This is a genomic window from Pseudoalteromonas sp. 2CM39R, from assembly GCF_023161845.1.
On record NZ_JALNTM010000044.1, the window covers coordinates 1 to 25,271 of the forward strand.

The following is a 25,271-nucleotide window of genomic DNA, read 5'->3' on the forward strand; positions in this document are numbered from 1 at the left end:
CACCCTAGGGTATAAAAGTCCCATGCAGTACGAACAAATTAATTAAACCCCGAGTCTACTTTATCGGGGTCAGATCAATCAACTGATATCTAACTTCTGAATTCTAACTACTAAAAATCCGACTTCTAAAATCTAACCCCTATTATAAAACCACCGCGCGAAATAAATTTCACGCCTACATCAAACGTAGGCGTCACGCTTGCTTGGCGCGTCTAACATTCAACACCAAACCGGAAATCATTAAATAACCTACAAACAACACCGTTCGACTCAGAACTGACGGCTGAAAGCTGATGGCTCCTTAAATTTTCGGCACTAAAGTACCTCCTACGAGGTAGGCCTTTGGGTAAGGCCTACAAATAACACCATTCAACTCAAAACTTACAGCTTATAGCTTTAAGCTTCTCTTCCTCCTGCGTGATTGTTTCTGGTACACTTTTCCTTTGTTTTTTATTTAACTTTCGCGATGACTCAACACTCTCTTACTTTAATTGTATTAGCTGGCGGGCTAGGTAGCCGCTTTGGCGGAAACAAACAGATTGCCGAAATTCCGGGGCTAGGCTGTACCATTATGGAACTTAGTATTCAGGATGCGGTTAAAGCGGGCGTGAGCCAAGCGGTGATCATAATTAATAAAAAAATTCGTGCTGAATTTGAAGCAACGATTTTACCGCGTCTACCAGAGTCACTCGAAGTAATCCTAGTTGAGCAAGAAATTAGTGCAGTGCCAAATAGCTATGAGCATCTAGCCGCTGAACGACAAAAACCTTGGGGTACAGGTCATGCTTTACTTTGTGCAAAACCCTATGTAAATAACCCTGCTATTGTCATTACAGCCGATGATTATTATGGCGAGTCTTCTTTTGCAATTATTAGCGAACACTTCAAACAGCATAGCAATTGGGCGATGGTAGGCTACCCAATAAAAGATACCCTATCCGAAGAAGGTGGTGTAAATCGAGGTGTATGCTCTGTTGATAGCCACCAGCATTTAACTGATGTGGTCGAGTACCTAGATATTAAACTCGAAAATAATGTTTTAAAAGGCAACAATCCACATGGTGAGAGATTACAAATTGCCGATGATGCCCTAGGTTCTATGAGCTTTTGGGGAATAACGCCCAGTTTATTTAATGACTTAGAAACAGGCTTTACTGAGTTTTTAGAAAATACTGACAACGGTGTCACGAAAGAGTATTATTTACCAAATGAGATACAACTCGCGATTCAAGATAACCGCCAAGCTGTAACCGTTTATACTGCACAAGAGCCATGGTATGGCGTAACCTACAAAGCTGAACTGGATGCAATAGCACACACTTTATGTCAGTTACGTCGTAAGCTAAACGATTAAACCCTCGCCTCTTCTTGCAAAAAATAAGTAATGGAAAATTAATGAAGTCTAATCCTGTTGCAACTTATCTTTCTGAGCACTTTGGCTTAAGCACAGATAACGTAACGCTAAAGCCAATTGGCAATGGCCACATCAACACAACCATGTTACTTAAATCAGAAGAAAACGCTTTGGTTGTGCAAAAGTTAAATACCGATGTGTTTCCTAACCCTGAGCACCTAGTTGAAAATGCACGACTAATTGAGCAGCACCTAAGTGAAAAACACGACAAAGGTGAATACAGCCTAGAAATTATTCGTCATGTTCCAACCATCGAAAGTGACTTTTTAGTTGAATGCGATCAAGGTGTTTGGCGTGCACTCGAATTTATTGGCGGCAGTTATAGTGAAGATGTGGTAGCAACTATCTCGCAAGCACAAACTGCAGCCAATGCATTTGGACAATTCGCACTAGCATTACAAGATTTTCAGGCTGAACAGCTTCATCATGTGATCCCTGATTTTCATAACTTAGCGATGCGCTTTGACGCTTTCAAAAAAGTCATCGAAAAAGATCCTGTAAACCGTGTGGCACTTTGCCAAGACGACATCGATTTTTGTTTAGCTCAGCAAGGGTTGGTTGATGAGTTAAAACAACTTGAAGGAAACATTCCTTTAAGACCATGCCATAACGACACAAAAATCAACAACATGCTGTTTTGCACACAGTCAGATGAGGCAAAAGCAGTCATCGACCTAGATACCTGTATGCCTGGTTATTGGTTATTTGATTTTGGCGATATGGTGCGTACCTTCTGCTCACCTGAGCAAGAAGACTCTACCAACCTAAATAATGTACGTGTTCGTGAAGAGATCTTCGCCGCCATCGTTAAAGGTTATGTTGAACCACTACAAGATGTGATCACCGACGCCGAAAAAGAAAGCTTCTGGCTAGGTACCAAAGTCATGACCTTTATGATTGGCCTACGCTTTTTAACAGACTTTATTGATGGCGATAATTACTTTGCCACAAAGCATGCAAACCACAACCTAGAACGCGCCCGCAACCAGTTTGCTTTATATCGCGATATTCTTGAAAAAGAACATACGTTAAAAGCGATATTAGAGATAAATAAAGGGTAGAGATTCGAGATTCGAGATTCGAGATTCGAGATTCGAGATTCGAGTTATCGTAGGCGCGATTTTACATCGCGCAATATAAAAAGATTACGCGGGAAATAAATTTCACGCCTACACCACCGTAGGCGTCACGCTTGCTTGGCGCGTCTGACATACAGCGCCCAGCTCACAAATAAATGCATAACCAAAATTGATCTTCAAACTGACAGCTCCTTAAGCTTTCGGCACTAAAGTACCTCCTACATGCATTACCTACAAACGCCACCGTTCATCTGTAAACTGACCGCTGACAGCTCCTAAAATTTTACGCCTATATTAAAACGTAGGAACGGCTTTAGCCTTGAATAGCTTTTCGCTCGCCCATTGCTCTATAAGTCAATAACTTCTATTCTAAAACCTCGCTTAAAGATCAGGAGATTATTATGCATATAAAACACCACGGAGCGGTGAAAGGCGTAACAGGGTCTTGCCACCAGCTATTTATTGATGACACAAATTCTGTACTTGTTGATTGTGGGCTATTTCAAGGGGAAGACAGCAAACAAGATCTTGCAATTGAGTTTGATATATCAATGGTAAAAGCGCTGATTGTCACGCACTGCCATATAGACCATGTTGGCCGCATACCCTACTTACTTACAGCAGGCTTTAAAGGGCCTATTTTTACCTCTATTGCCACCGCCAAGCTATTGCCTATGGTGATTGAAGATGCCTTAAAAGTGGGGGTAACACGGGACGAAGCAATGATCCGCACTTGCTTAAAGTTACTAAAACAACAAATTGTCTCTCTCGATTTCAAAAAATGGTACTGCATTCCCGTAGGAATGGGCTTTAACCCCGAAAAAGCAGCCTCAAGCAATCAAAACCCCTTATATAAACTTCGCCTGCAACGTGCTGGGCACATTTTAGGCTCTGCCTATGTTGAAATTCAGCTAGGCAAAAAACCAAATACCCATAGAGTGGTATTTTCTGGTGATTTAGGTGCACCTTACACGCCATTATTACCAACACCAAAACCGCCTTACCGCGCCGATACATTAGTTATTGAGTCAACCTATGGTGATAAAAACCATCAAGGTCGAAAAGAGCGTGTAGCCGTTCTTAAAAAGGTTATAGAGCGTGCAGTAAGCGATAATGGCGTGGTACTCATACCGGCTTTTAGTATTGGCCGCACTCAAGAGCTACTTTATGAGTTTGAACAGCTTATTCACTCTGCAAGCAAACGCTCTATGTGGTATAAACTGCAAATTATTGTAGATTCGCCAATGGCAGCCAACTTTACAAATGAGTATTTACACTTCAAACAGCTATGGGATAACGAAGCAAAAAAACGCATAAAACAAGGACGCCACCCGCTCGACTTCAACCAACTACACACCATTGATAGCCACCAAGAACACCTTGCCCTTATAAACTTTTTAGCCTCAAAACAGCAACCAGCAATAATCATTGCTGCTAGCGGTATGTGTAATGGCGGCAGAATAGTTAATTATCTAGAACGGTTTTTGCCCGACAAAACAACCGATGTCATTTTTGTTGGCTACCAAGGACAAGGAACATTAGGCCGAGAGATTCAAAAGTACGGTCCACGCGACGGCTATGTATTTATCAATAATCAAAAAGTAATGATTAAAGCGCAAATTCATACCATCAGCGGCTACAGCGCCCATGCAGATCAAAAAGGATTAATCAGATTTGTCACCGGCATGCGCAAAAAGCCAAGTTTAATCAAAATCGTCCACGGCGATGAGCAAGCCAAGCAAGCACTAGCAGAAAAGCTTAAAGCAGAGTTAGGCGAAAGAGTAGAGATAGTGGTTAGTGGTTAGTGGTTAGTGGTTAGTGGTTAGTGGTTAGTCAATACAAGGAGTTAGTTATGAACTTTGAAAATCTAGATGTATGGAAACGGTCTGCACGATTAAGTGCTGAAATTTACAAATCAACAAATGAATTAAAAGACTTCGGTTTTAGAGATCAGTTAACCCGCTCAGGCTTATCAGTTCCTAGCAACATTGCTGAAGGAGTAAGCCGTGAAAGTTACAAAGAGAAAAGTCGGTTTATAGATATCGCGAGATCTTCGCTTGCAGAAACAAGAACACAAATCTATATAGGCCTGGAGATAGGCTACCTAGAACGTGAAAAAGCATTGTATTGGATATTAGAAACCAAAGAATTAGGGGCTATGTTAACGGGTCTAAAACAACAGTTTGATAATAGAAGTTAGTGGCTCTAACCACTAACCTCTAATATCTGACTTCTAATGTTTGACTCGATTCTCGTTTTTCGCTTCTCACCCCTCGCTACTGCGAGTCGCTATTATTTATAACTCTCATACGCTTCTTTCATTCGCGCTAGGTTGCTATAAATATAACTCGAAGATAATCGGCCACGTTTAAGTATTGTTCTATCAAGGTTAATTTCAGTAATAGGTGCGTAACCCTGATTAAATACTAATACATTCTTAGTTCCCACTTGTGATTGCACACCTGAACGCCAGTTAGCAGAACCTTTAAGTTGACCAATTGGGCTTACTTTCATGTCTTTACGCGGAGTGAGTGGGATATTAATCGCAACACCAGCAACTTGTGCATCTGAATCTTGATATGAAATGGCCACATAACTATCACCAAACCAGAAACGACTCTCTAACTGATAGCCGCTGTCACCATAAAAATACTTACCAGCCGTAGCATGTAGGGTGATATCTTGTTCAACCCAGTTATATTGGTATGTAAGTGTTTCGTACTCACGAGATGCGCGGTAATCTGCATAATCAAAATAAGCAATTTTAGCGCTCACTTTATGGCGACCTTCAGGGCTTAACCAAGCTGTTTCGTTAATAATAGCTTTATAATCAAAATAGTCTTTAAAAAAGCCAATTTGTGTTTGGTTATAAAAACCATATGGTAGCTTAAAGGTTTGATAAAGAGTTGCGTTTACAAGACCTTCTTGAATACTGTAAACATCAAATGCACCATTATCTTTATAGTCATCAGTTTCGTATACGCCAGTTTGTGCACTAACGTTAATACCACCACCTTGCCATAGTGGTAAATCAACATTTGCTCTCAACCCTAAAGAGTAATCATAAGTACCAAACTCTGTACCATAAGCAGATGAAAGAACAGGGCTAACAGTAACTCTTGGTTTAAAGTAAGGGCTTGCCTCTGCTTTACCGGCCCATACTACACCTTCCGGAATACTCGCTTTACCGTGTTGCACATTTAGATCAGGGCTCACGCCTTGTTCGATAAACAAGCGGTAGTTATCAACTTTACCTTGTATAGCAATTAAAGGAATATCTGTTTTAGAAAGCTGAACGTTAAAGTGAGTATTAGCACTCGTCACACTTTCAGTGATACGACCAAGTACCACACCAATAGCATCGATGTCATTGCGGTTGAATACTGAGTTCTCAAAGTTAACAAATACGGTATTAAGGTTATAACCAACTACAACATTTTCGAAGCCATCGTTAAGTAGCGCTTCTTTTAAAACTGTTACTTGGCTGTTTAAACTTGAGCTTGCTAGTTTTTGAGTTGCTTGTGTAGGTGCTTGTTTAACTGTAGCAACGGTCAGAGCTTTGTCTTGCTGTGCAAGTTCAGGCGCCATAGCAGTTTCAACAAGTACTAGACCATTACTTTTAACTTTTGCTGTAGGCTTTGAACTGACAGGAGCAACATACGGCGCTGGCTTAACTGGTTTATAGTTATCTTTGGCTTCATCTGAGAAAGGTAGTTTAAAATCAACAGCCCAATAGGTATCTTCTTCAGAGTTATCTGTGCTGCTATAAAAACGAGAGCTTAAAGTTAATTCACCAAAATCGTATAACCACTCTTTAGGCACCGTTACCCTTGCAGCTGCATTAAATGCTTCGCTATCGTGCTCTGCTTGTAATGCAAACCAGTCGAAAATTTGCCATTCAACACCTGCAAATGCACCATCCATTTGCCCCAATGGTTGGTTACTGTCGCCAAAACCAGCTGAAAACCTAAAATCCCATAGCTCTTTAGAGGCAACAGCATAATATGTTTGGTACGCATTTGCCTTAGCGCGGCCACCAAAATCTCGCACACCGATAGCTACATTAAACCAATCTTTAGGAATATAAGGTATTTGATACTTAGCATTAAACGATAAGTCACGAATTTCTGAGTTCATACCTATAAATTTATTAGTGTGGATACTATAAGCTGCCAGCATACCCTGTACTTCAAACCCTTCGAACAAGCCTGCCGAAAACTTAAAGTTATGACCATCTACATAACGAATTCCATTTTCATCGTTAGAATAGCGAGCTCTAAACGATGAAGGGGCTAGCTGGTTATTATAACCAACAATACCATGGCCTTTTTCTACAGTTTCTGCATTAGGGGTGTTGATTAATCCTGTGAAGGCTGCAAAAGATTGGTAATTATTAACATTTTCAGCCAGTGCAAGTGGTGAGCTTAGAGCTATTGCACTACCTAAAAAGAGATTGAGTTTTGACATAACCTATTCCGAGTTAAAATTATAAAAATCCTTAAATTAGATTAAATATAACATTAGAAGTGAAAAACGAGAAGTTAATAGCGAGGTGCGAGGTGCGAGTTACGAGTTACGAGTTACGAGTTACGAGTTACGAGTTACGAGTTGAACAAGATTTTATTTGGGGGTGGGGTAAAGCAAGTGGTTAAAAGCAATTAACTAACTTCTAACCACTAAATTCTAACATCTAACTTCTAAAGTCTAATATCTATCGTCTGATACCTGACCTCTGAAATCTAATATCTTCTTTTTAAACCGCTTTTAAATGTCGCTCTGCTGGCGCTACCATTTCGGTTACGAAATCAGTGAATTCTTCACCTAAGTTTTCATCGCGCATGCTGTATTCAACAATCGCTTTTAAGTAACCAAGTTTATCGCCACAGTCGTGGGCACGGCCACTCATGTGGAATGCTTCAACGATTTCGTGCTTCATTAACTCATCGATTGCATCGGTAAGCTGAATTTCGCCGCCTGCACCCGCTGGTGTTTTAGCAAGTAATGGCCAAATCGCTTTAGATAGAACATAGCGGCCTACAACGGCTAAATTAGATGGCGCTTCTTCAGCTTTAGGCTTTTCGACCATCGTTTTAATTGGTGCACTTTCGCCCGCTTTAATTTTCACACCACCAATATCAGCAATACCATATTTATGTACGTTTTCTTGTGGTACTGGCTCTAGCATAATTTGGCTTGCTTTAACTTCATTGAAACGCTTAATCATAGCAGCAATATTTTCGGTTTTTTGATCAGCAGTGTAGCTGTCTAAAATAACATCTGGCAGTACAACAACAAAGTCGTCATCACCCACGATTGGTTTTGCACACATAACAGCGTGGCCTAATCCTTTAGCCTCGCCTTGGCGTACGTGCATAATGGTTACATCAGGAGGGCAAATTGAGCGCACTTCTTCAAGCAAGGTACGCTTTACACGTTTTTCTAGGGTTGCTTCAAGCTCAAAGCTAGTATCAAAGTGGTTTTCAATAGCATTTTTAGAGCTATGAGTAACCAATACAACCTCTTTAATACCCGCAGCAACACATTCGTTTACTATGTATTGAATAAGAGGTTTATCAACCAGAGGTAACATTTCTTTTGGAATTGCCTTTGTCATCGGTAACATACGTGTACCAAGGCCTGCAACAGGAATGACAGCTTTCATAATGTTTAGTCCCTTAATTGTAGTGATAATAATAAATAATTATAAATTATGAGTTATTAACTAATTTTACGCAATAGTAAAAAAAAGATTTATAAGCAAGTTAGCAGTAGTATTATTGACTGAGACTGAATGAGGGCGTGAAATGAGAGTGGATGCAAATTTCCTTAGCATCCACTTAAAAATCGACCTATAAAAATAAAGGATTACTAAGTTAGCTAATCGTTGCCAAATAAATCGCGGGTGTAAACCTTATCGACTACATCTTGTAGCTCTTCTGCCATGCGGTTAGATACGATTACATCAGAGATACTTTTAAGCTCATCAAGATCTTTAATCACACGTGAGTTAAAGAATGCATCGCCCTCAAAGCTTGGCTCGTAAACTACCACTTCAATGCCTTTTGCCTTGATGCGCTTCATAATACCTTGAATGGCCGACGCTCTAAAGTTGTCTGAGCCTGACTTCATGACTAAACGATAAATCCCCACCACTTTTGGATTACGTGCTAGGATAGAGTTAGCAATAAAATCTTTACGGGTCGTATTAGCATCAACAATTGCGCGAATCATATTATTCGGAACATCTTGATAATTAGCTAGTAATTGTTTGGTATCTTTTGGTAAGCAGTAACCACCATAACCAAACGACGGGTTGTTATAATGCTTACCTATTCGCGGGTCTAGGCCAACACCTTGAATAATTTGTTTTGCATCAAGGCCATGGCTTTCTGCATAACTATCTAATTCATTAAAATAAGCCACGCGCATTGCAAGATAAGTATTAGAAAATAGTTTTATTGCCTCTGCTTCAGTAGAATCAGTAAACAAAATGTTAATATTTTCTTTAACGGCCCCATCAGCAAGTAAGTTAGCAAAAGTTTCAGCGCGTTCACTTTGTTCACCAACAATTATGCGTGACGGGTGTAAGTTATCGTAAAGCGCCTTTCCTTCGCGCAAAAACTCAGGTGAGAAAATAATATTGTCAGTACCAAATTTCTCGCTAACAGATTTTGTGTAACCAACGGGCACTGTTGATTTAATAATCATGGTTGCGGTTGGGTTGATGTCTAAAACATCTGTAATTACAGACTCTACTGATCGAGTATTAAAGTAATTTGTTTCAGGGTCATAATCGGTAGGTGTTGCGATTACTACAAACTCAGCTTCACTAAGAGCTAAATGCTTATCAGTAGTTGCAATAAAGTCTAATTGTTCATTTTGTAAAAAATTACTTATTTCAGCATCTACTATCGGTGACTTTTTTTCACATAGAAGTGCCACTTTCTCTTTATCAATATCTAATGCAACCACTCTGTTTTTTTGCGCTAATAACATCGCATTAGACAGGCCAACATAGCCGGTACCAACTACAGCAATTTTCATGTTTATTTCCTTAAATTTTAATACGCATTTTTATTCACAAAGCCTTTAAAAATAGTTAAAAACACTATTTTTAAATCGAAGAACAATGACCAATTTCGAATATACTCTAGGTCAAACTCTATGCGTTTTTCCATTTTATCTAATGTATCGGTTTCGCCGCGCCAGCCGTTAATTTGTGCCCAACCAGTAATACCTGGTTTAACCTTATGCCGTAGCATGTAACCATCTACAAGTTTACGATATTCTTCGTTATGGGCAACAGCATGAGGCCTTGGCCCAACAATCGACATTTGTCCTTGTAGAACATTAATAAACTGAGGCAATTCATCTAAGCTCGTTTTGCGAATAAACTGGCCTATTGGTGTAAAGCGCGAATCATTTTTAGTGGCTTGGGTTACCTTAGCGCCATCTTCCATTACGTTCATCGAGCGGAACTTCCATACCTTAATCGGTTTACCATCAATACCATAACGATTTTGTTTAAAGAACACAGGCCCTTTAGAAGTAAACTTAACAGCAAGGGCTAACCCCAATAAAACAGGGGATATCATTATTAAAATAAGTGTAGAAAGTACTATATCTTCAATGCGCTTAATAATGGCATTGCTACCATCTAGCGGGGAGTCGTATATGCTTATAGTAGGTATACCCATAATAGTATCGCTACGTGAGTGCAATAACTGATAAGTAAATACATCGGGCACTATATAAACACTTGCAGTGCTGTCGGCCAACTCTTTAACTAGCCACTTACGGCGCTCATAAGCTTGCGGTGGTAAGACAATGTAAACGCGGTCTATACCGCCCTCTTTACAATCAGCTACTAGCTGCTCTAAATTACCAATTGTTTGCGCCGCAACTAATTTTTGCTTTGGTGCTGCGTCATCGTAATAACCACCAAAAACTAAACCAAAACTTGAATTAGCTACAATACTATTTGCTAGTTGTTGACCTAACGTACCCGCCCCTGCAATAACAACCGAACGCGTATTAATCCCCTGAGAGCGAAGTGCTCTTAAAATTAGCCGCAATACAACACGATAAACACACAACGAAACTAATACAGATACAAACCAGTAAAACTGAAGCCCTTCTGGGTTGAGATATTGTGGTGCTAGAAAGTTAACACTTAAAAATAAAATTGCCGCACTAACAAACCAGTGCGAAATTGTTTTTTTTAGTTCTTTATAAATAGAGAGGCCACGCCAAGATATATATAGCTTGTCGAGTTCACTAGTAAAGTGAAATAAAAACACAGCAAGTAGTGCCGCGGTTGTATGCTGCAGTAACCAAGGCAGCCCTTGCAATGCAACGGTACCCCACAAGCAACCGACAATAATATTGATATCCAAAATTCTTTGAATAAATGCAACAATTGTTGCGTTACTTTGTAAAATCCCTGAATTCTTATGCGGCATTTTGTTCTTCTACTTGTTAAGCTTTTTTATTACAGTTTTTAGTGAGTCTTGCCAGTGACTAGCATTAGGCAAGTTTAATAAAGATAGCCTATTATCCTGCATAACGGAATATTTAGGTCGCTTTGCTGGTGTAGGAAACTGTTCGGTCGTTAGTTTATTCAACTTAGGTATTGAAAAATCAGCATTTAATTTAGCTTTAACAGCAAAAATTGATTCTGCAAATTCAAACCAAGACACAGCTTTATCGCCACAAAAATGGTAAAGCCCATAATCGCTAAAATCACCACTTTCGATACGCTTCACCATAGCAACGATTAAGGCAGCTAAATCACCAGCATAAGTTGGGCAGCCATGTTGATCAGCGACTATACCTAACTCATCACGCTCGCTAGCTAAGCGCAGCATAGTTTTCACAAAGTTATTGCCGTATTCACTAAATACCCATGCTGTACGAATAACAATACGCTTTGAGGTTATCGCCTTAATGGCTTGCTCACCAGCTAGTTTTGTTTGCCCATATACCCCTTGCGGCGATGTAGCATCAGTTGGTACATAAGGCTTAGTCGCATTGCCATCAAAAACATAATCGGTAGATACATGAATTAACGGTATATCAAGCATAGCAGCTGCATATGCTAAATTTTCTGGGCCTTGGCAATTTACGGTGTGTGCCATTTCAGGCTCACTTTCGGCTTTATCAACCGCCGTATAGGCAGCACAATTAACTATTATATTAGGTTTAACTGTATTAACGATTTTTTGAACTGAGGCTTTACAGGTTATATCAAGCTCTTTACTCGATAAAGCAGTCAGTTCTATAGAATCATTTATGCAATCTTGAAAGCAAAGGCCTAACTGGCCATTTGCTCCAGTAAGAAGTACCTTCATTTATAGATCCTTTAATAATCCGGCTTCTAAGTCTTTAGCTGATAAAGATGGCTCAAAATCAATTGGCCAATCAATTGCTAGGTCTGGGTCATTCCAGCAAATAGCCCCTTCATCGCTTGGGTCGTAATAGTCTGTGCATTTATATTCAAAATCAGCAGTGTCGCTAAGCACTACAAAGCCATGAGCAAAACCTGGTGGCACCCAAAATTGCTTTTTATTATCGCCTGTTAAAAGCACCCCTTCCCATTGGCCAAAGGTTGGCGAGTCTTTACGAATATCGACTGCCACATCAAACACTTCGCCAGTAACAACCCGCACTAACTTACCTTGTGGCTTGGTTTTTTGAAAGTGCAACCCTCTTAAAACCCCTTTACAAGAACGGCTATGGTTGTCTTGTACAAAAGTGAGGCCATCACCAATAACACTTGCATAACGCTCTGCTTGAAAAGTTTCTAAAAAGAAGCCTCTATCATCACCAAATACTTTTGGTTCAATTATCTTAACTTCAGGTATTTTTGTATCTACAATCTTCATTTTATTTATCTTTAACTAAATTTAATAAATATTGACCATAACCGGTCTTTTTAAGGTTATTGCCTGCAGTTAAAACCTGCTCTTTACTTAACCAGCCTTTTTGTAAGGCAATTTCTTCAAGGCAAGCAACCTTTAAACCTTGGCGATGTTCTATTGTTTGTACAAATTGGCCTGCCTCAATTAAAGAGTCATGGGTGCCAGTATCTAACCAAGCAAAACCGCGCCCTAAAACATTTACGTTTAAGTCCCCGCGCTTCAAGTAAACATTATTTACATCTGTAATTTCGAGCTCACCACGAGGCGATGGTTTAATATTGCGAGCAATTTCTACTACATCGTTATCGTAAAAATATAGCCCTGTAACAGCATAATTTGATTTAGGCTGTGCTGGTTTTTCTTCAATGCTGGTAGCAATGCCATTTTCATCAAAGTCGACTACGCCAAAACGTTCAGGATCTGTTACATGGTAGCCAAATACAGTAGCACCGCTGTCACGCGAAACAGCCGACGCTAATTGTGCACCAAAACTTTGCCCGTAAAAAATATTATCACCTAAAACTAGGCAAACATTGTCGTCGCCAATAAAGTCAGCACCAATAGTAAAGGCTTGCGCTAAACCATCAGGGCTTGGCTGTACAGCATAACTAATGTTAATACCAAACTGGCTACCGTCAGCTAATAAACGTTCAAAAGCTGGCATATCTTCAGGTGTAGAGATAATTAGCACATCTTGAATACCCGCTAGCATTAATACCGAAAGCGGGTAAAAAATCATTGGCTTATCGTAAATAGGTAAAAGTTGCTTAGATACCCCTTGAGTAATAGGGTGCAAACGAGTACCAGAACCACCTGCTAAAATTATTCCTTTATATTTTTTCATTTTATTCATCCTTTATTTTGTATTTTCGCCAATACGGTCAAGTTTGTAGTCGCCATTTAACACTCGCTGCCACCAATTAGTATTCGCTAGATACCACTCAACGGTTTTTCGCATACCTGTTTCAAAAGTTTCTTCAGGCACCCAGTTTAGCTCTTGTTGCATTTTAGTAGCATCAATTGCATATCGTACATCGTGGCCTGGGCGGTCTTTTACAAAGGTAATAAGATCTTTGTAATTAGTGATACCTTCAGGTTTATTAGGTACAAGTTCTTCAAGTAATTCGCAAATAGTGTGGACTACTTCAATGTTTTGTTTTTCGTTATGGCCACCGATATTATATGTTTCGCCTACTTTACCTTCGGTTACTACCTTGTATAAAGCGCGAGCGTGGTCTTCAACAAATAACCAATCACGAATTTGCTTACCATCGCCATATACAGGTAAAGACTTGCCATGTAATGCATTTAAAATAACATGCGGGATAAGCTTTTCAGGGAAGTGGTAAGGCCCATAATTATTAGAACAATTAGTTACAACAATAGGTAAACCATATGTTCTACCCCAAGCTCTTACTAAATGGTCAGATCCAGCTTTACTCGCCGAATAAGGGCTACTAGGCGCATAAGGTGTTTGTTCGGTAAATAGGTCATCGGTACCTTCAAGGTCACCATATACTTCATCTGTTGAAATATGATGAAACTTAAACTTAACTTGCGCATCAGCAGTTAAATTTTGCCAGTAGTGCCTTGCACATTCCAACATATTAAATGTCCCTATTACATTGGTGTTTATGAAAGCACCAGGTCCTTCGATAGAGCGGTCAACATGGCTTTCGGCTGCTAAATGCATTACTAAATCAGGCTTATATTCGTCGAACACTTGTTTAAGCGCTTGGTAGTCACAAATATCAACTTGCTGAAAAATATAACGCTCAGATTGTAATTCAATTGGAATTGACTCTAAATTACCCGCATAAGTAAGTGCATCTACATTAATAACTGTATTATTTGTATTTTCAAGGATGTGCCTTACAACAGCGCTACCAATAAACCCCGCACCACCTGTTACTAAAATATTCATCTACTGAAATCCATTATTTTAAATATTTACTTAAAAGCGTTTCGTACTGGGTCAATATATTTTCCCATTGAAAGCTGTTTAAAAATTGCTGTTTAGCAGCATTACTTTTTTCTGTTACGAATGCATCATCTAAGTATTGCTGCTCAAAAAAGCTAGCCAAATGGGCTTTGTCTTTAAAATAAAAAGCCCCCTCGCCAGCAACCCAACGGTTGAAGTGATTATCGTGTGCAATAACTGCACAACCAGCTGCCAACCCTTCAACCAGAGATGGGTTAGTGCCACCTACTTGGTGACCATGTACATAAAAACGTGCATAAAAACGAAGTGCTGCAACTTTTTCGGCCTCGTAAATAGCGCCAGGAAAAATTACATCATTACTTGCAGCAGCTAGAACTTGCTGATGATATGGGTTTGAATCTAAAAACTTACCTAAAACCACTAATTTATGGCTACGTGGCTTGGCCGAAAATGCTTCGACGACCTCTAAAATCGAGTTTTCTGGTTCTGGGCGTGCAATAATAATCGCATACTCATTTTTTACTAACCCATAATCAGCTAACACAGCTTCGATAGCTTCACTTACATCAGGGCCGCCATATGGGATCATAGTGATTTTATCGCGCGATACACGTGTTGCTAAATGATCTTCTATTCGAGGGTGATCTGCCACTAAGTGATTACCAAACCAGCAACCAAAACGCTCGTTTAACCAAAACCACGTTTTTGCTACTTTGCCCCATTTTTGGCGTTTCCACTCGATGCCGTCCATATTTATAACATTGCTAATACCATATAGGCGCTGAATAATATTAAAACACGCTGTATTGTAGCCAAGTGTTAAGTGCAAGCCCTTATTTTTACGGGCATGCCATACCGATTTTAAGTCAAAAATAATAGTCCCTAGTGGGCCTTCATTTTTTACAGGTATATGAATACGCTTAACTCCTTGCCATTCGCTTTCATACATTTCACCTTCACCATCTTCTTGGCAGTAGACTGTTACGCTCCAACCTTTGGCAATTAAAAAAGGACATAAGTATTCAGCAAAAGTTTCGAAGCCACCATGACCTGCAGGAACACCTCGGATCCCAAGTACAATTATTTCTTTATTTATCACTTATTTCACCAAGATTAAATTATATAAATGTTGTTGATAAGACTGCTCCGAAAATCGATTTAAATACTCATTCTTTGATGCTTCAGCTAACCTTGAGTATTCATCGCTAGGCATATGCAGTACTAAATTTATTATATTCATCAAGCTAGATATTGAGTTTGGCTCAAAAAGAAAACCATTTTTTTTATCAGTTACAATTTCTCTAAGACCGCCATGGTTTGCAGCTATAACTGGTTTACCAAATGCAAAAGACTCTACAGCAACCCGCCCAAAAGGCTCTGGTTTTTTAGAAGGAACTACTACCCAATGAGCCCAATCATAGTGCTCACTTGGGTCATTAGAAAAGTTATGAAATTGAACAACCTCTTTTAAATTGTTCTCTTCTATCAATTTAAAAAGGTCGGTTAGCACAGTATTATTTCCACCGAAAGTTCCACCAACCACCCTTACTTTTATTTTACTTCTGACTTCAGGTGTTAACTTAGCTATGGACTCAAGCAATAAATCTTGTCCTTTCCAATCATTGACTCTTCCGATAATCAGAAAGTTAATTTTTGAAGCCTTAATCGTTGAAGACATTTCGGTGAGATTAGAAGGAGCTTCAACGCCGTTATAAATAACATCGCCTTTAAAGCCAAACGCATTTTTTGTTGCTTCTGAATTAAAAATAAGATGTGCTCTAGACAACTTAAGCAGCAATTTAAATACAAACATTTGCTTGCCTACAGGAATCTCTCTAACGTGACATATAACCCGTTTATTTTTTGTCAGGGCTGCTGCTATGAGAGCAGAAAACATTACGACTGTATTTATGTATACAATATCAAAATTTTTATATTTAGAGCGATAAAAGAAAACAGATTTAATTGAATCGAGCAAAAAACGAAAGATTTTTTTTACATCTTTTTTTCTTAGTATACCTAACCCGTGATATGTAGGGTGTATTCCGCTTTTATTAAAGCTTTCAGATAACTCACCTTTTTCAGGAAGTATAACTTCAATATCGCCTGTATAAGTTTCATCAAAATACTTAGCAATTGACAAAAAACTCCTGTCAGAGCCATACAACTCAGCCCCTTGATGCACCATTAAAACTCTATTCATCTATTTAACTTCCAAAAAAATTTATAATTCTTAAATAACTTGAGAAATCTAATGTCTTTCAGCCTTAAAACTTTTGCAATAATGAAAAAAGGAAAGTACAAAAACAGACTCAATTTATAAAACTTCTTATTCTCATGTATTATGAACTGTGCTTGCATAAGGTTAGAAAATCTAAAATACATTTTATTAAATTCATAGTTTAGCGCTCGTAAAGCTGAGTCATGTTCCATTCTATAGTCAAGCACGTAACAACCTAAGCCTACATCAGAAGAGTCGAGAAAAAACTTTGTATCTACACCATAAATAGATAACCGCTCATCAAACTTCAATTTATGTAAATTAAAGACACTTGATTTAACGACAGTCCCGCTCATCATAGCAACCAAGTCTCTATTTTCTTTTGAGGTAACTATATCATTCGTAGTTAATTTCTTACCTCTCACCCCTTCTATGCGGCCAGGAGAAATCATTTCACCACGAAAATTAATCGTAGGTATTGCTATGCTTGATGATGATTGCAAAAACTTTAAAAGTTCTTCGAAGTAACCTTTCGTAACGACAGAGTCATCATCTAAGAAAACAAAAGCGTTGGGATAGTTATGCATTGATACAATACGATTATAGACCTTTGATAAAGATAAGTTTTCGGAATCAAAATCGTAAAAAAAATCTAAACCATTTAGAACTTTGGATACCCCAGCTACCCCATAACCTATAGTAGAATTATCCCTAACATGAACCAAAACTTCTAAGCCAATACTTTCAAAATCTATACTCGATAATGATTGTAAAGTAATACTATCAAAAGGTTGATTTGCGTATAAAACTACACCTAAAACTAACTTCATTAAAGAAACCTTAATTATGAATGCCGTTTACTTCATAATTTTTATAAATCAATGAAGCAAAAACAACTATAGTAAAATAATATAAGGATGATGCTATATGTTGCACAGCAAGAATTGGAAAGAATGACACATAAGCCATTTGAATTAATGGGAATCCATTTTTTTCCAATGAAAAGCAAGCATTAGATTTAATCGGAAAACGTGAGAACCAGCTTACAAATAAAAACAGCAATACTCCAACCATAACACCCAGATCCATAAAGCTATATATATAAAAAGAATCAAACTTTCCAACATTTCCACCAAGTCCATCACCAAGAAAGGAAAAATTCTCAAACAAATATAAGTATTGTATTATACGGCCAGCAGAAGATGCATCTAAACTTGATTTAAAAAAGAGCCCTAAAAAAAATATAAAAGCAGGAACACTTACTAAATAAAAGACAAAAGCGTAGGTAGGAAACTTTCTCTTTTTAAAAAACAAAGCAGATATAATCGCTAAAAAATAAATTATGTAGGATGTTCTAACTTGGCTCACATACATACTTATCATAAATATAAGTAGCAAGATCACATTTATTACTGTAAAAAAAGAGTATCTATTGTTAATAATTTTATTTGTAATAAGTATAGCAGCCAATGCTGTAAAAAAACCTGACAGTAGGGCTGATACAAAAAAGCCAGAAGCTCTTAGTTCATCTCCTCGTACTAACTGATACTGAAGGAAATGCTCATCAAATTCATTATTAGCAATTGACTTCGCCTCAAATAACAATTTATAACGCCACAACTCCTCGTATTCACCTGTAAAAGAAACATACTCTATTATAGAATATATAGAATTAGCAACGGAGGCGAAAATAATGGTATTTATTAAAACCCTTAATTGGAAAATAGGATCTTTTGCAAAATACGAGATCAACCACCCCATAAAAACGAATAGAAATAAACTCCTCCAACCATTAACACTAGCCACAAAGCCATTTTGAATAGCCCCAGTTAGAATCAATAAGATAGTTACAACTAACCCTAAAACAAATTTTAAATCTGTATTTTTTACTTTAGCTCTATTTAAAAAAACTTCATAAATATAAAAAAAGAAGAGAATTAGAAAGTTTATTTCTATAAAAAGCTTACCAAATGACAACTCACCTATTTGGTATCCAGATTGAAAAAATAAAAAATCAGAGAACAATAAATAAATTGTCGAAGTTACTAGAACATATGAAGGCTTTCTGTTTGCTATAGTATAGAAGCTTGCTAGCAAACTTAAAATAAATAAACTTTCTATTGCAAATTTCATAATAAATCAAACAGTCATTATGTTCTAGTTATAACATTTAGCATTTTGTCATTATTAGCTTTAACTAAAGCAATAATTTCATCAGTACGTTGCTTTAAAACAGTTATATCATCATGACTATATAATGATATCAAATTCTCAATATCTGGGACGTCATAGCATCGATTGAAGGGTGGAACACTCCAATCTTTCAAAAAACTATCTAACTTCTTAATTGATTTATTTAAACCAAAATGAGGTACACCAAATGACATTGCTGTTATAACTCCATGCAAACTTGTTCCAAAAAATACTTGAGCATTTTTTATAACAAACATTATTTCCCAAACATTTAAATCATAAAATAATACTGTGTCTTCAAACACACTCTCATTTACTTCCTTCAATAATTTAAAGTCATCATGTCCTGATGCGTATCCTATAGGTAAAAGTACAACTTTCACTTTTAAAGAACTAGAGATTTTTTTTATTTGAGAAATTAAGTCTTCTTTGCTAGCACCAAGCTTTGAGGGTGCAGCCTGTATAACTATATAATCTGAATTTGTAGAATTTTTTATCTTTTCCGAAACATTCTCATTTAAAAACTCATCTGTGATAAGATCAGACATAATATAAGCTGAATCCGGTGAAAGTACTGTTTCAGCATTTCTAAATTTATTAACCTCTTCCATAGTTCTGACATCACGCACTGATACATAATCAGAAGACTCCAGCCTTGCACTTACCATGTTCTTGTGTTTATTTTTTAAATGACTAATTCCTCCACCAACTGTATTGAATATAACTTTTGGTTTTGTATCAAAAAAATTAGTTTCTGGGATATATGGAAACTCCCATTTTGCAGAGTATTTTCTATCAGAATATAATGAAAAGGCACTTCGTAGTATTTTACTCAAATACTTTAAAATCAAATGAGAAGCACTGTTTTCCTGCATATGTAAAAACAAACCTGAATTTTTAGCACAAAGCACTTCCCCGCCGATCACAATAACTGCGCATACACTTTTATCGCAAGTAAATTTGTTGATACTAGTAGTGGGAAGACAGCAGTATTTCCCCAAGTCTGAATCACTTATTGAAGTATACTCAAACACATAATCTGCTAGAATTTCTTTCGCATATTTATCTACATACATTTTAAACAGCAAAGGCATTAAATTATCGCCATAGTTGTACCTGTCGAATGCACCTAATAATAAGATTTTTTTCATATACTCTCTTTTTCTTTTCTAATTTCAAAATAAACAAACATAAGTATCATTAACTGAGGAAATATACCAAATATACTAAAAAATATTACAGCCATAACATCGTTATTAAATAAATTAAAAGCTAATAGAAAGCCTCCTATAGATAGCAAAGAGTTTAGCAAACTATTTAATAATAATTTCTTTTCTAAGAATAATGCAGGAATAGCTGCTACACATGGCCTATTGATGAAGTTAAAAAATATCCATATTGAAAACCAGCTGGCATACTCGCCAGCTTTATACCAACTTTCACCAAATATAAAAACAAATAACTCCCCGCCCCAAAAAAAGACTATAAGGCATGGTATAATTGCTATAGCAGCTAATAGGGCAGTAGTTTTGACAATTAACCCTAATACTTGCTCACCACGTCTAACCATTTCTGCGATATCTGGCATTAATGCATCATTTACCGATTTAGCAATTAAAGTAACAGGAACTAGCATAACGGTTCTACATAACACGAAATAACCTGAACTCTTTAAATCAAACATTGATGCTAATAAAAAAACCGGAGAAGCCTGATTTAATGCTGCGACACATGTCTGCGGAGCCCTAAACAAAGGCAGGTTTTTATATCTTCTTGTAAACGTAAAGCTTAGTTTAAAGTCAAAGTTATCTATTTCACTTCTCATGAGATACTTTATAAGTGCCACATGAGTAATAACACTGAAAAATGTAACAACAATCAAGGCGTATACATTTGGATAATAAAAACCTACAAATACTTTACTCAAGTTCAATATCAGTGAATTTATTATTAATGCATTAGACTTCAACCTAAATAACTTATACCTCAAGACAACATAACTATAAACCTCTAGCAAAGCACTGACGAATAAAGAGATACATAAAAAAAAGTATAATATAGGACTATCTTGCCAGCCAATTAGTAAGTTAATTACCTCATATGTAGTAAGTAATACTATTGAGAAGAAGCAGGTTAAAATAAAAGATATGAAAATCGAACCTTTTTCTATATTTGAAGCAGTTATATTTTTCTCTGGAAGAATTATTGCCATGGGGTAACACAAAGTAACTAATGGTAATAAAATTCCCAAAAATGAGACGTAAGTACCGAGAAATCCAAACGCCTCAGGTGAAAATAACCTCGTTACTATCGGTGTAAAGGCAAGGTTAATCGCTTGTGCGCCAGCAGCCCCCCCCAATATCACTAAAAAGTTTATAAAAAAACGACTCTTAATCATCCCTGTTCCTTTTTTTATGACAGACCACTAGCTTGAATCATATTAGGAGTCAGATTTATACTCGTAGTTATAATAGCCGTAATAGCCGTATGCATTGCTCGCTTTACGTACTACACCATTAAATACAACACCTTTTACGTCTATGCCGTTTTGCTCAAAGCGGTTACGAGTAAGTTCAATTTCACGTAAATGGTTTTGGCCAAAGCGCGTTACTAATAATGTACTACCAGCATGAGCACTCACAATTGCAGGGTCTGTCACCGCTAAAATAGGTGGTGTGTCAACTATAATAATGTCGTACTTGCCACTTACCTCATCAACAATCTTGCTAAAGTTGCTATGCATTAATAGTTCCGATGGATTAGGTGGGATTTGACCACGGGTAATTACATCTAACCCTTCAACTTGCGACTTTTTAGTTACTTGTTCAAGGTTTAATCGGCCCGATAGATAATCACTTAAACCATCATCCCACTTCATACCGAACTGAGTTTGTAAGTAACCTTTACGCATATCAGCATCAATAATTAACACCTTTTTACCGCTTTGCGCCAGTACGGTTGCCAGGTTTACCGAGATAAACGATTTACCCACACCAGGGCTTGGGCCAGATATAGCAATAATGTTGTTTTTAGCCTCCATCATTGCAAAGTGTAAGCTTGTACGCAGGCTACGTAGGGCCTCAATCGATAAATCTGCAGGGTTATCTACCGCGAGTATCGACTTAGGTTTATCTTTAACTTTACGCGCACGGTTAAAACCCGTTAGCTTATCTTGAAAGTCTGAATACGGTACTGATGCATAAACAGGTAAACCAATACTTTCGATCTCGTTTGGGTCTTCAACACCGCGGTGCATTGCTTTTTGAATTAGCACTATTGCAACCGCTAAAAAGCCACCAAGCAAAGTTGCTACAACAGCAATCAGTGCTTTTTTAGGTTTAACTGGTTCTGTAGTATCTACTGCTGCAGCATCTACCACGCGCACATTACCCACAGTACCGGCACGTACAATATCTAGCTCTTGTGTTTTACCAAGTAATAAGGTGTAAATTTGGTTACTTACTTCTACATCGCGTTTTAAACGCAATAGCTCTTGCTGTGTTTCTGGTAGGTTACCAACTTCGCCAACCAGTTTTTGCTTTTGTTTTTCAACCGCTTCAATTTGCTCAAGCACACCTTGGTATGTTGGGTGGCTTTCTTTAAACTTTCGGCTTAACTCTAAGCGCTTTAGTTCAAGCTCTTGTAATTTAGTTTCAAGCTCAACCACTTGCTCAAGTACGCCTTGAGTTTCTAAGCTGATGTTGATTGATTGACGTTTTATTTGGTAATCGTTAAAACGCTCTTCTGCGTATTCAAGTTGCTTTTTAACTTCTGGTAATTGTACTTCTAAAAACTCAAGTGACTTTTGCGCTTCAGCACTATTTCGTTCAACATTACGGCGTACATAAATTTGTGACACTCTATCAAGTATTTTTTCTGCGTGCACTGCGCTTTTGTGCTCATAAGACATAGCAATTATGCCAGAATCTTTACCTTTTTCGCTAGCACCTATCTCTTGCTGTAATTCAACAATAGTTCTGTAGCGATTTTTCTTAGCTAATATAAAAACAGTTCCAGGGCGTGCATTCAAATCGCGTACGGTTAACTCATAAAAGCCAGCGCTTTGATCTTTGCCAACCGTACCTTTTAAGACAGAGTCGCCTTCTGGGTTAAAAAGCTCAAATGTTTTACCTTCACCTACAACTAATTCAAATGATTCACCCAAAAACCCTTTAGGTACGTTAAATCTGAAAATATTAATGCTCTCGCCGCCCCAAGCATAACTGCTTAAGCCTAAAAATGGCTCAGCGATATCGCCTTCAGACTCTGCAGCAAAACTGCGATAAACTTTACCACCTATAATTGGGAATAATTTAGGTTCTGCAACTATATCAAGCTTTAGGGTATCGACCGCTTCACCGATCACAGAGCGCGATTTTAACAGCTCGATTTCTGTTACAGCAGCACTGCTACTTTCGAACATGCCGGCCATATCATCAAGACCAGGTACAGACGGGCTGTTCTCTTCAACTTGTACAAGTGCTGTTGCTTTATAAATTGGCGTACTTAATACTGCAACAGCTACGCCAATAACGGCAAATACAGCTGTTACTAATATGATGAACCATTTACGGTCGAGTAAAGTACCAAGTAATGCGAGTAGATCTATTTCTTGCGATTGCGATTCTTGACTTTTATTTTGATTTTTACTTGCTGCTAATGCAGTGGGCTGAGCATTCATCTACTACCCTTTCCTTATAAATACTTTTGCCAAGCGCTACATGCGCTATCGATTAATGCGTAAACATGCTCAAAAGCCTCTTGGCTTTGGCGGTATGGGTCAGGTATCTCTTTATCACCAACCCATTTACCTAGCAAAAATGTTTTACCACGAGCTTGCGGGTAGCGAGAGCACAAGTCGTTTATATGACGCTGCTCCATCACTAAAATGACGCTGTGCTGCGCAACAAGGGCTGAGGTTATTTGCCTGCCCTGATGCTCGCTCATATCAATACCATGTTGCATAGCAATTTGCTGTGCTTGTGCATCTGCGTGCTTGCCTTCAAGGGCCGTTAAGCCCGCTGAAGACACGCTAACATTTTTACCTTGAAGTTTACTTTTTAATACATATTCAGCGGTTGGGCTTCGGCAAATATTGCCAGCACACACAACCAGTACAGAATCAAACATAACATTTAACCTTTAGTTCGAAGTTGTAACGTCATTAATTGAGTCAACTGTACTTACCGAAGGTAGTAATAAGCTGATTACACGGTTCCAACGCGCTAGCGGTGCTGAAGTTACATACACAATATCGTGCGGCTGTAATTCAAACTGCTCAGCAAGCACCAATGCCGCAACATTTTTAGCATGTAGTTGGTAAACATCAGCAATGATGCCATCGGTTTCTAAGTTGCGTTTACGTAATACAAATACGCCATTTGCATCTGCTGTATTTTCGTTTAAACCACCAGCATCACTTAAAGCTTGCGCTAAATTTAAACCATAACGATTAACGCCCACTGTACCAGCGCGTTTTACATCGCCTAATACAAACACTTTTTGCATGTCGTTGCGATTAACATGCACGATATCGCCATGTTTTAATAAACGGTTTTGCGAGATATCGCCATGGGCATAAAAGTCATCTAACTGGATCACTTCGGTTTTGTCGCCACGCGTAAAGGTTACGGTGCGCCAATCAGCGGCATCTGTTAAACCGCCTGCTTGGTTTAGTGCATCAATTAGAGTAAGCGGCACTTCGGTTACAGGGAGTACCCCAGGGTTGTTAACCTCACCTGTTACATAGGCTTTTTGGCTTCTAAAGCCAACTATTTTAATATCTACTTGAGGGTCTTCGATTACGCGACTTAAGCGTTTAACAAGCTCTTTATGAACTTGTTGTACTGTTTTACCAGCCGCTTGAATATCTGGAGCGTAAGCAAAAGTAATTGTACCGTCAGCTTGAACACGGAAGCCGTCGAACTCAGCAGTACGCTGTACTGCAGCAGGAATGGTTAATTCAGGATGGTCCCATACGCCGATTGTGATTACATCGCCAACACCTAATTTATATTGATAATCAGAGGTATCGATGCCATCAAGGCTTGATGGTAACGCTGGTTTCGTTTTACTTTGCTTTTGTTGATTAATGAGAGAAGAGTCGATGATTTGGATATTAACTTTATCGAGCTCCTTCTCAAGATTATCTATTTGTTCGCCCGATTCGATTCCTTCAAAATGGCTACCGGGGATGATTGTACAGCCAGTCATTGCTAGTAACGCAAATGACGTTACAATTGTTTTACAGCTAAGCGCCATTGTTATTTCCCAAATAATTATTCTTAAAACGTCCAGTTAAAATAAAACCACAACTGTTTATTTTTACGCTGCCTAATTAAAGCATGGCATTACAAGGTTCGCAAGACTGAGTGTTTAGTAAACGCTCACTTGTGACAGGTTTTTGCAAAATAGTTAATGAATACTTCTAGGTTCTAGGTTCTAGGTTCTAGGTTCTAGGTTCTAGGTTCTAGGTTCTAGGTTCTAGGTTCTAGGTTCTAGG

The 25,271-nt window shown here is 38.1% G+C and carries 21 protein-coding genes; 4 read left to right on the forward strand and 17 right to left on the reverse strand.

Annotated features, from left to right (window positions below; all coding sequences use genetic code 11):
* Positions 1-466: 466 nt before the first annotated feature.
* From MTF66_RS37530 to MTF66_RS37545, 4 genes are all read left to right on the forward strand, one after another.
* Entirely contained in the window at positions 467-1,354 is an 888-nt protein-coding gene (locus MTF66_RS37530; RefSeq protein WP_248530262.1) for an NTP transferase domain-containing protein, read from the forward strand.
* Positions 1,355-1,395: 41 nt separating this feature from the next.
* A complete protein-coding gene (locus tag MTF66_RS37535) occupies positions 1,396-2,475 on the forward strand; it encodes a phosphotransferase enzyme family protein (RefSeq protein ID WP_248530263.1) in 1,080 nt (359 codons plus the stop codon).
* A 419-nt stretch (positions 2,476-2,894) separates the two neighbouring features.
* Entirely contained in the window at positions 2,895-4,298 is a 1,404-nt protein-coding gene (locus MTF66_RS37540) for an MBL fold metallo-hydrolase RNA specificity domain-containing protein (RefSeq protein ID WP_248530264.1), read from the forward strand.
* 47 nt (positions 4,299-4,345) lie between these two features.
* Positions 4,346-4,693: a four helix bundle protein gene (locus tag MTF66_RS37545; protein ID WP_239964152.1), complete on the forward strand. Its 348-nt coding sequence runs from the start codon at positions 4,346-4,348 to the stop codon at positions 4,691-4,693.
* 92 nt (positions 4,694-4,785) lie between these two features.
* On the opposite strand, the gene MTF66_RS37550 is transcribed toward MTF66_RS37545, so the two are convergent.
* The 17 genes from MTF66_RS37550 to MTF66_RS37630 form a co-directional block, all read right to left on the reverse strand.
* Entirely contained in the window at positions 4,786-6,960 is a 2,175-nt protein-coding gene (locus MTF66_RS37550) for a YjbH domain-containing protein (RefSeq protein ID WP_248530265.1), read from the reverse strand.
* Positions 6,961-7,246: 286 nt separating this feature from the next.
* Entirely contained in the window at positions 7,247-8,155 is a 909-nt protein-coding gene (galU, locus tag MTF66_RS37555) for a UTP--glucose-1-phosphate uridylyltransferase GalU (RefSeq protein ID WP_063530175.1), read from the reverse strand.
* Positions 8,156-8,370: 215 nt separating this feature from the next.
* On the reverse strand, positions 8,371-9,537 hold the full coding sequence (locus MTF66_RS37560) for a nucleotide sugar dehydrogenase (protein ID WP_248530266.1): 1,167 nt from the start codon (positions 9,535-9,537) through the stop codon (positions 8,371-8,373).
* Positions 9,538-9,554: 17 nt separating this feature from the next.
* Positions 9,555-10,955 (reverse strand): undecaprenyl-phosphate glucose phosphotransferase, encoded by a 1,401-nt coding sequence (locus tag MTF66_RS37565; RefSeq protein ID WP_248530267.1) that lies wholly within the window; start codon positions 10,953-10,955, stop codon positions 9,555-9,557.
* Between the two features lie 9 nt (positions 10,956-10,964).
* Positions 10,965-11,843, reverse strand: coding sequence for a dTDP-4-dehydrorhamnose reductase (gene rfbD / locus MTF66_RS37570; RefSeq protein ID WP_248530268.1), 879 nt, complete (start codon positions 11,841-11,843; stop codon positions 10,965-10,967).
* Positions 11,844-12,377, reverse strand: coding sequence for a dTDP-4-dehydrorhamnose 3,5-epimerase (rfbC, locus tag MTF66_RS37575; RefSeq protein ID WP_248530269.1), 534 nt, complete (start codon positions 12,375-12,377; stop codon positions 11,844-11,846). It lies immediately after the preceding gene.
* A 1-nt stretch (position 12,378) separates the two neighbouring features.
* Entirely contained in the window at positions 12,379-13,257 is an 879-nt protein-coding gene (gene rfbA / locus MTF66_RS37580; protein WP_248530270.1) for a glucose-1-phosphate thymidylyltransferase RfbA, read from the reverse strand.
* A 12-nt stretch (positions 13,258-13,269) separates the two neighbouring features.
* Entirely contained in the window at positions 13,270-14,337 is a 1,068-nt protein-coding gene (gene rfbB / locus MTF66_RS37585; protein WP_248530271.1) for a dTDP-glucose 4,6-dehydratase, read from the reverse strand.
* A gap of 13 nt (positions 14,338-14,350) precedes the next feature.
* On the reverse strand, positions 14,351-15,454 hold the full coding sequence (locus tag MTF66_RS37590) for a DUF1972 domain-containing protein (RefSeq protein WP_248530272.1): 1,104 nt from the start codon (positions 15,452-15,454) through the stop codon (positions 14,351-14,353).
* On the reverse strand, positions 15,455-16,558 hold the full coding sequence (locus tag MTF66_RS37595; RefSeq protein ID WP_248530273.1) for a glycosyltransferase family 4 protein: 1,104 nt from the start codon (positions 16,556-16,558) through the stop codon (positions 15,455-15,457).
* The gene (locus MTF66_RS37600; protein WP_248530274.1) at positions 16,555-17,406 is read right to left on the reverse strand and encodes a glycosyltransferase family A protein; all 852 of its coding nucleotides are present in this window, start codon (positions 17,404-17,406) and stop codon (positions 16,555-16,557) included. Before MTF66_RS37600 ends, MTF66_RS37595 begins: the two co-directional genes overlap by 4 nt.
* A gap of 10 nt (positions 17,407-17,416) precedes the next feature.
* Positions 17,417-18,709, reverse strand: coding sequence for a hypothetical protein (locus tag MTF66_RS37605; protein ID WP_248530275.1), 1,293 nt, complete (start codon positions 18,707-18,709; stop codon positions 17,417-17,419).
* 17 nt (positions 18,710-18,726) lie between these two features.
* Positions 18,727-19,920: a polysaccharide pyruvyl transferase family protein gene (locus MTF66_RS37610; RefSeq protein ID WP_248530276.1), complete on the reverse strand. Its 1,194-nt coding sequence runs from the start codon at positions 19,918-19,920 to the stop codon at positions 18,727-18,729.
* Positions 19,917-21,167, reverse strand: a complete 1,251-nt coding sequence (locus tag MTF66_RS37615) for a lipopolysaccharide biosynthesis protein (RefSeq protein ID WP_248530277.1) — start codon at positions 21,165-21,167, stop codon at positions 19,917-19,919. The genes MTF66_RS37610 and MTF66_RS37615 overlap by 4 nt, the downstream gene beginning before the upstream one ends.
* 42 nt (positions 21,168-21,209) lie before the next feature.
* Positions 21,210-23,450 carry a polysaccharide biosynthesis tyrosine autokinase gene (locus MTF66_RS37620; RefSeq protein ID WP_248530278.1) on the reverse strand — a complete coding sequence of 747 codons (2,241 nt, stop codon included), beginning with the start codon at positions 23,448-23,450 and terminating at the stop codon, positions 21,210-21,212.
* Positions 23,451-23,464: 14 nt separating this feature from the next.
* Positions 23,465-23,899 (reverse strand): low molecular weight protein-tyrosine-phosphatase, encoded by a 435-nt coding sequence (locus MTF66_RS37625; RefSeq protein ID WP_248530279.1) that lies wholly within the window; start codon positions 23,897-23,899, stop codon positions 23,465-23,467.
* Between the two features lie 12 nt (positions 23,900-23,911).
* On the reverse strand, positions 23,912-25,030 hold the full coding sequence (locus tag MTF66_RS37630) for a polysaccharide export protein (RefSeq protein ID WP_063527888.1): 1,119 nt from the start codon (positions 25,028-25,030) through the stop codon (positions 23,912-23,914).
* Positions 25,031-25,271 lie beyond the last annotated feature (241 nt).